Genomic DNA, 12,537 nt, shown 5'->3' with positions numbered 1-12,537 from the left:
GAGCGCTCAGCGATCGGGCAGGCGCACGAGGCGATCGTTGCCGCTCTCCTCAAGCTCGACGATGCCGTCTCGCGACTTGAGGAAGTCGTTGAACGAGCGATAGCCGAGCGCCTTCTCGCTGAACGACGGATCCATGCGGCGCATGTGCGTCTTCACAGCAGACGTGTGCAGCCACTCATCGGAGCCGCTCTTGTCGTGCCCGAGCCGCAGCGCCCGTTCGAGCAGCATCGTCGCGGCTTCTTGGTTGTCGGGCTCGCTCGATTCATCGGGCTGCTCCTCAGGCTGCGCGGTCTTCGCCTTGCGCGAGGTCTTCGATTTCGACGGCGCGGCGTCGATGCGCGGCACACCCGACAGCGAATCGTACGCCTCGAACTCGTCGCACGCGGCAGCCAGAGACTTCGCCGTCGACCCGGCGACCCCGACTCCCACGACGTAGCGGCCGAGTCGTTTGCAGCGCTGTGCGAGCGGCACGTAGTCGGAATCGCCGGCGACGATCACGACGTGCGTCAGGTCGGGCAGCCGGAACATGTCTTCGACAGCATCCACGGCGAGCCGAATATCGGCGCCGTTCTTGGCGTACGCGGCGGCGGGGAAGAGTTGCACGAGGTCCACAGCCCGAGCGACGAGCTGGGAGCGGTACTCGGCGTTGACCCGCAGGGACCAGTCGGCGTAGGCGCGGGTCAGAACGAGGGTGCCGAAGGATGCTGCGAAGTCGATGATCGCCCCCACCTCGATCATCGCCTGCTCGAGGCGTTCAATGACGTGAGGATCGTCGGGATCGTCCGCGATGCGCTGACGGTCTTTGCCGTACGAATTGCGGCCGTGCACCCTGTCGTACCACGAGATGACGATGTTGTCGAAATCGAGGTAGACCGCGACTCGGGGGTCCTGGATCTCGGCCATGATGCTCCTCTGCGCCTGCGTGCGTGTGCCGCCCACCATACGCCCGGTGCCTCCGCCCCGGTGAAAATCTGGAATTGTTGAGACCGTGAGTTCTGATTCGGCCGCGCCTCGCAAGCCGCGCCTCGGACGCGATGTTTACGTGCTCGGCGTCGTCGCGTTCTTCGTCATGGTGGGGTTCGGCGTCGTCGTTCCCGTGCTTCCGGTCTTCGTGCGCAGCTTTGATGTCGGCTACCTCGAGGTCGGTGCCGTGGTCTCGGCGTTCGCGTTCATGCGGCTCATCGCGAGCCCGTTCTGCGGCTGGCTCATCAAGCGCGGAGGCGAGCGCACGATTCTGGCGATCGGCATCGGAATCGTCGCCGTATCGAGCGCCCTCGTGGGTCTCGCACAGACGTATGTCGAAGTGCTCGTGCTGCGGGGCGCCGGTGGAATCGGGTCTGCGATGTTCTCGGTGTCGGCGATGACGCTGCTGCTCGGTTCGACTCCGCTGTCGCTGCGCGGCCGGGCGGTCGGCTTCTATCAGGGCGGATTTCTCATCGGCGGCATGGCCGGTCCAGCGCTCGGCGGCGTTCTTGCGCTCATCTCGCTGCGCGCGCCCTTCTTCTTCTACGCCGGTACGCTCGCGATCGCGGGGCTCGTGGGGTTGTTCATGCTGCACCGCACCGAGAACACCGATACGGGATCGACGGCCGTCGTCATGCCGTTCCGCGACGTCGTGCGCGATGTGCGGTACCAGGCGGCCTGCCTCGCGAACTTCAGTCAGGGCTGGGCGGGGCTCGGTGTGCGCAGCGCGCTCGTTCCCGTGCTCGTCGTCGAGGTGCTGCATCACGATCCGGCGTGGACGGGCATCGCGTTCGCCATCGCGGCCGTCGTGCAGACCGTGATGCTCGCTCCCGCGGGAACGTTCGTCGACAAGGTGGGGCGCCGGCCCGCCATCATCGGCGCGTATGCGCTCGCAGCGGCGTCGCTTGTCGCCATGCCCTTCGTCGGTGAGCTGTGGATGCTCGTCGTGCTGCTCGCGCTGTACGGCGTCGCGTCGGCGTTCACGGGAACCGCGCCGGCTGCCTCTGTGGGCGACGCGGCAGGCGCGCGCAGCGGAACCCCGGTCGCGGTGTTCTCGATGTTCTCGGATCTCGGCGCCATCGTCGGGCCGCTCGTGGCCGGTGTTCTCGCGGACGCGATCTCGTATGGAGCGGCGTTCGGGGTGGCTGCGGCGCTGCTGCTGGCAGCATCCATCTACGCCTTCAGGATGCCGAGGGGGTTCCGGCCCTCGTCGGCGTAAGTCCCGTGCGGCCATGGCCCTGCCCCCGCAGGCGATTCGACCGCATGACCTATGTAGGCCCGTCGAGATACTCCGCTATTCGTGCAACGAAATCGTAGAGGTCGTTGTGGTTGCGAAGCTGGGTCATCACAACTTCGTCGTCCGCTTCGACGTACTCGTGCACCAGCACGTTGCGGAAGCCTACCGCTCCGCGCATGCCGTCGGCGACATCTCGAGGGAGGACCTTCTTGTCACCAAGTCGATCAACCATGCCGTACCGCCTCGATGAACTCACGGTGGGCTCGTTCGAATCGCGGCTTTTCGTCGAGGTAGATCTTTCGCGTTGTCGCTTCCCAGTGAACGCGTTCCGAGAAGTCGGCGTTGAACAGGGGTGTTCCGTGCAGCGCAACGCGGCCGGCGAGCTCCAATGGTGCGGTGTCAAGCACAAGGAGATCGACATCAGAGGGCAGGAGCACGTCGAAGCTGGCGATCCGGCGTCCAAAAAAGGCAGCAATGTCGATGTCGGATTCTGTCCTCGAGCTTCCGTCTGATTGGCTGCCGAAAAGGTAAGCGAACCGGGCACCGGCGCCACGGAGTAGCTCGACGACCTCGTCGAGCTGGTCGCTAATGGTGCGTGGCATACTCTCAGTGTCGCACCGATCGACAGTGAATACCTCGGCCTCGCGACGATTCTGGTTGCCCAGGCTCTCTCTGCGCGACCATCGCCCCTGCTTCTAACGCAAGCTCCTCGTCGACGGTGTCGGCGCCGTGTGCGACGATTCGAGTATGTCCATCGATGTGCTGCCCGCGTCGAACTTCGACGATGTCGCGACCCTTGTCGGCCCCAAGCGACCAGACGCGAACGTGTGCTTCTGTCTGAGCTACCGACTCCAGGCGAAGGAGCACACGCAGCTGCGCGGACCCGAGCGTGCAGAGCGCGTCAGACAGCTGTGTGCCGAGACGCCGCCCCCAGGAGTGATCGCCTATGACGACGGTGAGCCGGTCGGCTGGGCGGGTGTTCATCCCCGTGCCGACACGAGCTTCGCCCGCAATCGCAAGATTCCGCACATTGACGATCTCGACGTCTGGAGCGTCTGGTGCATGAGAGTGCGCCCGGGGCATCGTAAACAGGGACTCGTGCATCCTCTGCTCGCGGGGGCCGTCGAGTTCGCCCGCGAGAACGGAGCGCCGGCGATCGAGGGGTATCCGGTCGACAACCGTGGAGAGAAGGTCGACTTGACCATGGCGTACGTCGGAACCCGCGCAACGTTCGAGAAGGCGGGATTCGAGAAGGCAGCAGATACGACGTCGGTGCTCGCGGGCTTTCCGCGCGTGCTCATGCGCCTCGACCTGCGCTGAGCGCGGGCTCAGCGCAGGGTGTTCAGGGCGTCGAACAGCCCGAGCGCCGTCGCCGCGTCGCGGGCGAGCAGAAACCCGACGATTCCCACGATCCACGCCGTCGAGCTCGCGGCGTTCTTGGTGATCCACGCGTTGATACGCTGCAGCAGAGGTTCGACGTGCTTAAGCGCGACGATGCGTGCGACCAGCAGCACGAGCGCGGGGAGCACCATCACAATGCAGTACCCGACGATGAGGCCCGCCGAGCCAGGCCATCCGACATCGGAGGCCGAAATCAGACCGATTCCGGCGAGATACGGGAGCATCGACGCCACTTCGATGAGCGCGGCAGTCAGCGCGAGCATCATGAGGGGTGCCAAGGCGGCGCGCGTCGCGGTCGTAGCGCCGCCAGACGGTGCGTTTGAGGCTGGCTGCTCACCAGCATCCTGAACCCCCATGGCCCGGGCGCGCCACCGCGCGAGGCGGCCCGAACGCGGTGACTCGCCGTCGCCGCCCTTCTTTCCCGTGTCCATGGTGAAGCTGAACACGAGCATGCCCGCGCCGAGAAGCAGCTGCAGCCACCGCGCGACGGGCGAGGCGAAGAAGGCTGCGATCGCGTCGGTGAAGAACGTCGCGCCGAGGGCGATCATGATGCCGACCGCCGCGTAGAAGGCGGTGATCGTGCCGAGATAAACCAGCATGCGCCCGGGGCGGAGGCGCCCGGGAGCGAGCAGCAGCCAAACGGGAATCAGCAGAGTGCCGAAGCTCGTCGAGTCGATGAGCGCGAGAACCGCCAGCACGCCGAGCAGGGCGGGACCGTCAAAGGCTGTGCTGAGTAAGGAATCGATGTCCATGAATTCCATGGTTGCGAGCGCATGCGGGCGGGGCGTCCGGCAATCGAGTGATTTCACGCGGATGCCGGCGGCGCGCGTACATCGTTCGAGGGACGTGCCGCGGGTGCCGTTGTGCTGAAATGGGCATGATGACCGCTCTCTCTCGCTTTGCAGACCGCGCGGCGGCGTGGGCGCGCGATCGACCGCGCGTGATGCACGTTGCCGGAACGGTGGTCTTCACAGCGGTCTGCATCGTGCTCGTTGTCGTGGGCGACGTCGGCTTCTTCATCGACCGAGGGCTGGGTACCGCGGTCTTTCTCGGCCCGATCGCGGTGGCGGCGACGGCGAGCGCGCTGAGGCGCCGTGCGCCGGGCGCGACCCTCGCCCTGAGTCTTGTCGCCGTGGCTCTCGACGTCGCGCTCGGCGGGTCGAGCGCGGTGATCCTGTACCTCGTCGATGGGCTCTACTCGGCGTCCTGTTATGGCGGCACCATCGTCAGGCGCGTGACGGCGGGCGTCGCCGTCGCTGGAGTCGCGCTCACGACCGCCGGACCCATGAGCGAAGGACTCGGCGCGGTCGTGTTCGGTGCGCTGCAGGGCGTCGCCATCTTCGGCACGCCCGTGTGGTGGGGAACGAACGTGCGGCAGCGCAATGAAATCGCCGCACTCGGCGAGCAGCGGCTCGAGCTCGAGCGGACGCGCAACGACGACACGCGACGCATTGCCGAGCTGCAGCGCGATGAGGCTGTGCGTCATGAGCGGGCGCGCATGGCCAGCGAACTGCACGACGTCGTCGCGTCACGGCTCTCGGCGATCGCCATCAACTCGGCGGCAGGACTGACGGTCGCGGACGCGGACGATGCCGACGGCTGGCGGCGCGTAGCAGAACGGCAGCGCGAGACTCTCGCGACGGTTCGAGAATCGAGCGTGGGCGCGCTCGATGACATGCGCTCGCTCATCACCGTGCTTCGAGCGGGTGACGAGCCGCTCGCGCCGGTTGCCGTGGACGCGTCGCTCGCGGGGCTTGAGCGGCAGGTGCGCGAGGCTGAATCAGCATCCACCATCTCCATCGCCCTCGACCTGCCCGACGCCGAGATGTTTGGCCGCGTTGGCGATCCGGTTCGGCAGGCGATCGCGCGCATCGTGGGCGAGATTGTCGCAAACGCTGCCAAGCACGCTCCCGGGAGTGTGCTCGACCTGCGCATGACACTCGACCATGAGGTACGCATCACCGCGTGCAACACGCTGGCGACGAACGGGGCGGATGCTGTCGTGCCGAGCTCCGGAATCGGCATTCGTGTGATGCGCGAACGGGCCGAGGCGTTCGGCGGCGCCCTCGATTCGCGCAAGGACGCCGACGGCTGGCGTGTCGACGTGCGCATTCCCGTGCAGGCGTCTGTGCCGGAGGCTGCGCGATGAGTGTTCGGATCGTGATCGCCGACGACCACGCGGCCATTCGGCTTGGCCTTCGCGCCATGCTCGAGAACGCCGGCTTCGAGGTCGTCGGCGAGGCATCGGACGGCGACGGCGCGGTGGCGCTCGTCGGCGAGCGGGCGCCCGACGTGGTGCTCATGGACATTCGCATGCCCGGGAGGGACGGCATCAGTGCCACGCGGCAGATCGTGGCCGAGGCAACGGCCGAGGTGCTCGTGCTCACGACGTTCGACCTCGACGAGTTCGTCTTCGAGGCCATGCGCGCGGGTGCCGCCGGGTTTCTGCTGAAGACGGTGGAGCCCGACGACCTTGTCGCGGCGATTCGTCACGTGGCGGCGGGCGACGGAGTGCTTGCGCCCCAGGTCACGCGACGGCTGCTCGCCGCGTTCGCCGGCGGAGACACCGTGGGCGCTGAGTGGGCCGCCACGCCGAACGGCGATGCGCCGGAGCAGACGAGGCGAATGGATGCTGTCGACGCCGCGCAGCTTCGCCAGCTCACGGCGCGGGAGCGCGACGTTCTCGCCACGCTCGGCCGCGGTCTGTCGAACCAGCAGGTAGCCGCAGAGCTCTACATCTCTGAGGCGACGGCGAAGACGCACGTGTCTCGCGTTCTGCGCAAGCTCGACTGCACGTCACGCATGCAGGCGGCGATCATTGCGCGCGAGAGCGGCCTCGCCTGACGGCGGACCGTCAGTCCTCGCCGCGTACCACGATCGACTCTGTGTCTGCGGCAGCATCCTTTCGGTAGACGTCGGGCTCGAAGTAGATCACGCGCGCCGCGGGAACGGCCTCGCGCACGCGGCGCTCAATCGCGTTGATGCCGTTCGTCACCTGATCGAGCGTTGCCGTCTTCGCGAAGCCAAGCTTTGCGGCAACGAGCAGCTCGTCTGGGCCGAGGTACAGCGTCTTGATGTGAATGATGGTGTCGACCTCGTCGCCCGACGTGATCGCGTGCACGATGCGCTTGTGGTCTTCGACCGTTGCGCCCTCGCCCACGAGAAGGCTCTTCGTCTCGATGCCGAGCACGATCGCCACCACGACGAGCAGCGTGCCGATGCACAGCGTGCCGATCGCGTCGAAGATCGAGTTGCCGGTGATCACCGTGAGCCCGACGCCGAACAGCGCGAACACGAGACCGAGCAGAGCCGCGACGTCTTCGAGCAGAACGACGGGCAGCTCGGGGGCCTTGGCGCGACGCACGAACTGCGCCCACGAGCGGTCGCCGCGCACCTGGTTCGACTCCTTGACCGCCGTGCGCAGCGAGAAGCTCTCGAGGCAGATCGCCACGACCAGCACCGCGATCGGCAGCCACCACATCGAGAGTTCGTGCGGATGCCGCAGCTTCTCGATGCCCTCGTAGATCGAGAAGACACCGCCGACGCTGAACAGAATGATCGCGACCACGAACGCGTACACGTACCGCTCGCGCCCGTAGCCGAAGGGATGCTCTCGGTCTGCCTCCTTGCGCGCTTTGCGTCCGCCGACCAGCAGAAGCAGCTGGTTTCCGGAGTCGGCGACGGAGTGCACGCCTTCAGCGAGCATGGACGCGGACCCGGACAGGGCCCACGCAATGAACTTGGTGATCGCGATCCCGAGGTTTGCCGAGAATGCCGCGATGATTGCCTTGTTTCCGCCAGTTGCGCTCACGATGCTCCTCGTTTCGGTGGCACGATCTTACCGGCGGAGGCGTGTCAGATCGATGCCATTGCGATGTGAGTTCTCAGCGGATGCTGCGGCGCGACGTCGAGCAGGGCGGCGACGCCGTCGATGGGCTCCGTGTGCAGCGGCTGCTGCACGGCGCCGCCGAGGCCCTTGTCGTGGAGAGCGTCCTCGAGGTGCTCCCGGAAGAACGTCGATTTGGTCGGCAGAGACCCGACGGCGCTCACTCGGGTGGGGGAGCCTTCCGCCCAGCCGGCGCGCACGAGCGCCGATCGCGCCGAGTGTGCCAGCTCTGCGGCCGCACGACGAACGATCTCCGTCGCGACGGAGTCTCCCGCACGCGCCGCGTCGACGGTCGTGCGGCAGAACGCCGCGATGCGCGAGACGCGCCTCGGATCGGACTGCAGCACCATGTAGATCTCGTCGAGAGGGCCGAACGCGTCCTCTGCCAGCGCCGTCAGCTCCGTCTCGTCGCCACGCCCGTCGAAGGCGCGCATGACGGCGATGAGTCCCTCGCGCCCCACCCAGTAGCCGCTGCCGGCGTCGCCGATCAGATTTCCCCAGCCGTCGACCTTGGCAACACCGCCGGCGGCGACGGCGAGAACGACGACGCCCGTGCCCACCGCGAGCATGACACCCGTCTCGGTGTCGTTCGCCGCGAGGTAGCCGCTGATAGAGTCGTGCGCGACCGCGACCCTGCTGACGCCGATGGGCCTCACGGCGTCGAGAAGGCGTTCCGGCATCGTTGCCGCGGGCGTGAGCCCGGAAACGCCGACCGCGACTTCGTCGCACGTGACATCGTTGGCGCTCGCGAATGCCAGAACCTCGTCGGCCATCTGGTCGAGAACGGGCCGGTCAGTCAGTACACCGGGAGCGGATGCTGTCAGCACGCTCCCGTCATCGGCGGTGCCGCGCAGGCGGATTCCTGACTGGCCGCCGTCAATGCAGAGTCGAGTGATGTGGGTCATGTGTTCTTTCAGGTCAGGCGAGAGTGCGGCGGTCAGCGAACCGCTTCCAGACTATGATGCCGGAACCCGTGCTCCTGAACCGCAGAGCCAGTCACCGACGTCGGCCGCGAGGTCGTCTGCGGCTTCGAGGGGAAGCAGGTGGCCGACCTCGGGGAACACCACAACATCAGGGGTGCCCGGAAGCAGCGACGCCAGGCGAGTCGCCTGCTCGACGTCGATCCACGGATCCGACGCACCCCACGCGATTCGGGTGCGGCACCGAACGGTGGCAAGTCGCTCGACGATCGGCGTGGTGTGGTCGGGTGAAAGCTGCGCGATCTGCTGGTAGAACGCCGTTTGTCCGACGGCGCTCTTCCATGGCCGGCTGAGGGCGTCGATCCACCCGGGATCGAGACGGGGACCGCCCGCGCCAGCGATGTACGCGCGGACGAGGGCCGCGTGCAGCGTCGGCGGCAGCGCAGAGAACACGTTCCGGTTGTCGGCGACAAGCCGAAAGAATGCAGATCCCCACGGATCCAGAGTGACGGTATCCATCAGGTAGAGGGACGCGTAGTCGACGCCCTCGAGAACGTGAGCGCCGAGGGCGACCGCTCCACCGATGTCGTGCGCGATCACGTGCGGCCGATCAAGCTGCCAATGATCGATGAGGGACGCGAAGCGTTTGCGCTGGCTCACGAGATCGGCGCTTGGAGCATCCTGGGCGATCGACTTGCCGTACCCGGGCATGTCCCACAGGAACACGCGGTAGTCGGCACTCAGGGCCTGCGCGATCGGGGCCCACACGGTGGAAGACCATGGTGTGCCATGACACAGCACAACGTCTCCGCGTGGCTCGCGTTCTGTCGGCTGCAGAACCGTCGTCGCGATGCGCGAACCCTCCATGTCAACGAGCGACGGCAGCGGAATCGGCGTGAACGTGTTCATGGCCACAACGGTAGAAGTTCAGGTCGACCTGAAGTCAAGGTGCGATCATGAGCACATGAAGATCGCAGAAGCCGCGGCTCGGCTGGGGGTTGAGACGCACGTGCTCCGCCACTGGGAGGACATGAAGCTCGTCGTGCCAGAGCGCACGGCGGCGGGGCATCGGGAGTACTCGGAGGAGCACGTGCGCCGCCTGCAGATCGTGCAGGCGTGTCGTGGTGTCGGAGTGAGTCTGCGTGAGATTCGGCACGTGCTTCATCGAGGCGAACAGGGAAGGGATGCCGTCATCGATCGGCGCTTGGCGGCAATTCGCCGGCAGCGCGAGGAACTGGATGCTGCGGAGCTGTTCTTGCGTCATGTGAGGCAGTGCCGCCACAGTCTCATCACGCGCTGTCCCGAGTGCTCCGCTTACGCGCTGCGACGATAACTGTCTGAAGCAGCGGCTAAATATAGCGCAGGGCAGCTTCCAATGCGGCATTGTCGCGGCGCAGGCGCACGTCGACCGAACCGGGCGTGAGCTCTGCTGTGATAGCTCCGGTCTGAATCGAACTAGACCAACTAGACCATGAGGAGTATTATGATCGTATGTCTACGAAGCCCGTGAACGTCTACGAGGCGAAGACGCAGCTTTCACGACTCATCGAAAGCGCGTTGCGCGGCGATGACGTGGTCATTGCGCGAGCGGGAAAGCCGGTTGTTCGCCTCGTGAAGTGGGAGCCGCCGCGTGATCGCGTAGCAGGCGTCTGGGAAGGCCGCGTGCGCATCGCGGATGACTTCGACGAGTTCACGGCCCAGGACGAGCGTGATTGGTACGGCGCATAGCCCATGCGGCTTCTGCTCGACACGCACATCATGCTCTGGTGGCTCGCCAACGATGCACGGTTGAGCAAAGGGCACCGAGAGCTGATTGCGGACGGAACGAACGCCGTCTTTGTCTCCAGCGTGTCGATCGCTGAAATATCGATCAAGGCGTCCCTTGGCAAGCTGGATGTCCCAGGACCGCTGCAGCCCGCTGTGACATCGAGCGGGTTCGAGATTCTCTCATTCAGCGCTGCGGAAGCGGAGAAGCTCCGTGACATGCCGTGGCACCATCACGACCCATTCGATCGCATGCTCATCGCGCAGGCGAGTGCAGAGGGACTGGCGCTTGTTACGGTCGACGAACGGATTCGCGAATACGACGTCGAGTGGGTGTGAGGCGATAGCTGGTGCGCAGGGCGAGTGACCAGACCGGGGCTCAGACCTTCATGCGGAAGTCGTAGTCGGCCGGGAGTGGTTCGTCGGGAATTACTCGCGACCACAGATCCGACACCGTATCGTCGCCCTCGCGAAGATTCGCGATCTCGATGCCCTCGCGCAGCATCCGCCCCGCCTCGGCGTTGCGCCCAAGCCGGTGCAGCGCCGTCGCTCGCAGAAACCGCACACGACCGATCTTCGCGATCTCAGCATCCGCCGCCTCAATGATGCGCAGGGCTCCCGCGGGGTCGCCACCGGCAAGAAGCACCGTGGCGGCCTCGATGACGAGGGCAGGCTGCGCCGCGGGCAGAGCGTGCCCTGCTGCCGCGAGGTAGTCATCGGCGGCGAGCGTGACACGGTCGGTCTCGGCGCGCAGACGAGCTCGGCCGCGCAGCACCATCATGTTGGGGGCGAGGGCGAAGGATGCCGCGTAGTACGCGCCCGCTCTCTCGATATCGCCGCGGGCGTGCGCCATGGTTGCCAGGTGCGCGGCCGTGAGCCACGTGCGGGGAGCCTGCGTGAGCAGCATCTCCCATGCTTCGCCGCGCACATAGCTGCCCGGGATCTCACGTCGGTCGATGAGCGAGAGCGTGCCCGTGTCGAGAAGCTCGAGCCAGGGCTGCACGTCGTCGGTCACGACGTCGAAGGGGGTGCCGGATGCCGCGAGGGCGCCGTCACCGGCATGCTCGCGTCTTCGCTGCTCGAGGTGCCCCCAGCCGCTTCCGCGCACGACGAGGTCGCCGGGCGGGACATCCGCGGCCTCCCGGGACTGCGCGAGCTGCGCCTCCATGCTGGCGGCAGGCCACAGCGTCTCGACGCGGCGCGCTGCGGCGGCAGCATCCGGAATCTCACCCTCGGCGAGACGAGACCCACCGCCGAGCGCGATGTTGCCGTACGCTTCGACCCAGTCCCAGCTCTCGCCTGCGGGTAGCAGGAGATGCTCGAACTGCGTGCGCGCAAGGCCAGATTGGATCTCGGCGTAATGGTTTCCGCCTGGCGTGAGCCAGCGCTGCCAGCGATGCCCGCCAGCGCCTTCGCCCCAGCAGAACAGCTTGCGACCGCGAAGGCGTCTGGTCGAGAGCAGCGCGAGGCCGTCGCCGTTCTCATCGCATGCTGCCACCCACGGGCGCTCGTCGTCGACGGGGTCGAAGAAGTAGTCCGCGGCGTATGGCGCTCGCGCTGGAACGAGCATGTCTGGGGTGATCTCGACCGACGCGATCGCGCCGTCGTATCCCGTCGCGATCGCCGAACGCGAGGGCGTGATGATGCGCGTGCTCGGTGTCTGGGGGATCGCGGCGTTCGTCCACCAGTACATGGGGACGTCGCGCCCGGACGTGTTGCGGATGCGCACGTAGGCGAACAACGCGCTTGAGTCGGCGGGAAGCGAGAGATCGACCTGAAACACGGTCTCGCGCAGGCGATCGAACTCCCACATGCGCAGCAGCTGTCCGCCGTCGATGTCGACGATCGCCGCGTGAAGCGGGCTCGCCGTCGACGGCGCATGCCCTCGCGTGCCGAGGTTCCACTCGATTCCGCCCGCAAACCACGCGTCGCGCAGAGCGAGATTGGCGTACTGAACGGCATCGTTCGCGTGCAGCAGATCGACATCTCTGTCGAGATCGCGCAGCGACCATACGCGCCCGCCCAGTTCGGGCAGCACCATGGCCCGCAAGTGAGTGTTCTCGAGCACGATCGCCATGAACTCGGTGGGCCGCAGCTCTCGGTCGTAGTCGTCCTGCATCGTATAGGGAAAGAGGTTGCGCACGCCGCCGAAGCCCATGCCCGCGGCAATCTCTTCGGGAAGCGCGCCGGAAACGGCGTAGGGCGGCTGCGATGCGTCGGCGACAACGGCCAACGGGTTCGCGGCGCCGAGATCGGCGGCGGGGAGGGTGATCGTCTCGACACGGATCGCGGTCATGGCGGCATCCTCTCTGATGCGTCGGTAATACCCCGATGGTAGCCGTACGCTGCGCTCGTAGGATGGACGC

Annotated in this window: 15 protein-coding genes; 7 read left to right on the top strand and 8 right to left on the bottom strand. The window is 66.5% G+C overall.

Annotated features, from left to right (window positions below):
* Window positions 1–6 precede the first annotated feature (6 nt).
* The gene (locus tag ATJ78_RS01725; protein ID WP_098409147.1) at window positions 7–903 is read right to left on the bottom strand and encodes an NYN domain-containing protein; all 897 of its coding nucleotides are present in this window, start codon (window positions 901–903) and stop codon (window positions 7–9) included.
* 85 nt (window positions 904–988) lie between these two features.
* Between ATJ78_RS01725 and ATJ78_RS01720 the strand changes: the two genes are divergently transcribed.
* Window positions 989–2,182: an MFS transporter gene (locus ATJ78_RS01720; protein ID WP_245836163.1), complete on the top strand. Its 1,194-nt coding sequence runs from the start codon at window positions 989–991 to the stop codon at window positions 2,180–2,182.
* Between the two features lie 49 nt (window positions 2,183–2,231).
* On the opposite strand, the gene ATJ78_RS15925 is transcribed toward ATJ78_RS01720, so the two are convergent.
* Window positions 2,232–2,432, bottom strand: coding sequence for a DUF86 domain-containing protein (locus ATJ78_RS15925; RefSeq protein WP_169923359.1), 201 nt, complete (start codon window positions 2,430–2,432; stop codon window positions 2,232–2,234).
* Complete coding sequence (locus tag ATJ78_RS15920; protein WP_169923358.1) at window positions 2,425–2,802, bottom strand: nucleotidyltransferase domain-containing protein; 378 nt, start codon at window positions 2,800–2,802, stop codon at window positions 2,425–2,427. Before ATJ78_RS15920 ends, ATJ78_RS15925 begins: the two co-directional genes overlap by 8 nt.
* A 145-nt stretch (window positions 2,803–2,947) precedes the next feature.
* Between ATJ78_RS15920 and ATJ78_RS01710 the strand changes: the two genes are divergently transcribed.
* Window positions 2,948–3,520 (top strand): GNAT family N-acetyltransferase, encoded by a 573-nt coding sequence (locus ATJ78_RS01710; RefSeq protein WP_098406023.1) that lies wholly within the window; start codon window positions 2,948–2,950, stop codon window positions 3,518–3,520.
* An 8-nt stretch (window positions 3,521–3,528) separates the two neighbouring features.
* Here the strand turns inward: ATJ78_RS01710 and ATJ78_RS01705 are convergent, their stop codons facing one another.
* Window positions 3,529–4,353, bottom strand: coding sequence for a GAP family protein (locus ATJ78_RS01705; protein ID WP_098409145.1), 825 nt, complete (start codon window positions 4,351–4,353; stop codon window positions 3,529–3,531).
* A gap of 119 nt (window positions 4,354–4,472) precedes the next feature.
* Between ATJ78_RS01705 and ATJ78_RS01700 the strand changes: the two genes are divergently transcribed.
* Window positions 4,473–5,750, top strand: a complete 1,278-nt coding sequence (locus tag ATJ78_RS01700) for a histidine kinase (RefSeq protein WP_098406022.1) — start codon at window positions 4,473–4,475, stop codon at window positions 5,748–5,750.
* Window positions 5,747–6,445 carry a response regulator gene (locus ATJ78_RS01695; RefSeq protein WP_098406021.1) on the top strand — a complete coding sequence of 233 codons (699 nt, stop codon included), beginning with the start codon at window positions 5,747–5,749 and terminating at the stop codon, window positions 6,443–6,445. Before ATJ78_RS01700 ends, ATJ78_RS01695 begins: the two co-directional genes overlap by 4 nt.
* A gap of 10 nt (window positions 6,446–6,455) precedes the next feature.
* On the opposite strand, the gene ATJ78_RS01690 is transcribed toward ATJ78_RS01695, so the two are convergent.
* Genes ATJ78_RS01690 through ATJ78_RS01680 form a run of 3 tightly spaced genes read right to left on the bottom strand, consistent with a single transcriptional unit; the run spans window position 6,456 to window position 9,316 of the window.
* A complete protein-coding gene (locus tag ATJ78_RS01690) occupies window positions 6,456–7,412 on the bottom strand; it encodes a cation diffusion facilitator family transporter (RefSeq protein WP_098406020.1) in 957 nt (318 codons plus the stop codon).
* Window positions 7,413–7,456: 44 nt separating this feature from the next.
* Window positions 7,457–8,392: an N-acetylglucosamine kinase gene (locus tag ATJ78_RS01685; protein WP_098406019.1), complete on the bottom strand. Its 936-nt coding sequence runs from the start codon at window positions 8,390–8,392 to the stop codon at window positions 7,457–7,459.
* A gap of 51 nt (window positions 8,393–8,443) precedes the next feature.
* Window positions 8,444–9,316: an alpha/beta fold hydrolase gene (locus ATJ78_RS01680; RefSeq protein WP_098409144.1), complete on the bottom strand. Its 873-nt coding sequence runs from the start codon at window positions 9,314–9,316 to the stop codon at window positions 8,444–8,446.
* 55 nt (window positions 9,317–9,371) lie between these two features.
* Here ATJ78_RS01680 and ATJ78_RS01675 point away from each other — a divergent pair, with 55 nt between their 5' ends.
* The 3 genes from ATJ78_RS01675 to ATJ78_RS01665 all read left to right on the top strand — a co-directional run bounded on the left by ATJ78_RS01675 (window position 9,372) and on the right by ATJ78_RS01665 (window position 10,510).
* Window positions 9,372–9,740 (top strand): MerR family transcriptional regulator, encoded by a 369-nt coding sequence (locus ATJ78_RS01675; RefSeq protein ID WP_098409143.1) that lies wholly within the window; start codon window positions 9,372–9,374, stop codon window positions 9,738–9,740.
* 158 nt (window positions 9,741–9,898) lie between these two features.
* Window positions 9,899–10,135 (top strand): type II toxin-antitoxin system Phd/YefM family antitoxin, encoded by a 237-nt coding sequence (locus ATJ78_RS01670; RefSeq protein WP_098406018.1) that lies wholly within the window; start codon window positions 9,899–9,901, stop codon window positions 10,133–10,135.
* A 3-nt stretch (window positions 10,136–10,138) separates the two neighbouring features.
* A complete protein-coding gene (locus ATJ78_RS01665) occupies window positions 10,139–10,510 on the top strand; it encodes a type II toxin-antitoxin system VapC family toxin (protein ID WP_098406017.1) in 372 nt (123 codons plus the stop codon).
* 40 nt (window positions 10,511–10,550) lie between these two features.
* Here ATJ78_RS01665 and ATJ78_RS01660 read toward each other — a convergent pair whose 3' ends face one another.
* The gene (locus tag ATJ78_RS01660) at window positions 10,551–12,467 is read right to left on the bottom strand and encodes a DUF5107 domain-containing protein (RefSeq protein ID WP_169923357.1); all 1,917 of its coding nucleotides are present in this window, start codon (window positions 12,465–12,467) and stop codon (window positions 10,551–10,553) included.
* Between the last annotated feature and the right edge of the window lie 70 nt (window positions 12,468–12,537).

The organism is Paramicrobacterium agarici, from assembly GCF_002563955.1.
GTDB classification, from domain to species: domain Bacteria; phylum Actinomycetota; class Actinomycetes; order Actinomycetales; family Microbacteriaceae; genus Paramicrobacterium; species Paramicrobacterium agarici.
Note: the sequence above shows the minus strand (reverse complement) of the source record. Positions and strands in the feature narration are given on the sequence as shown.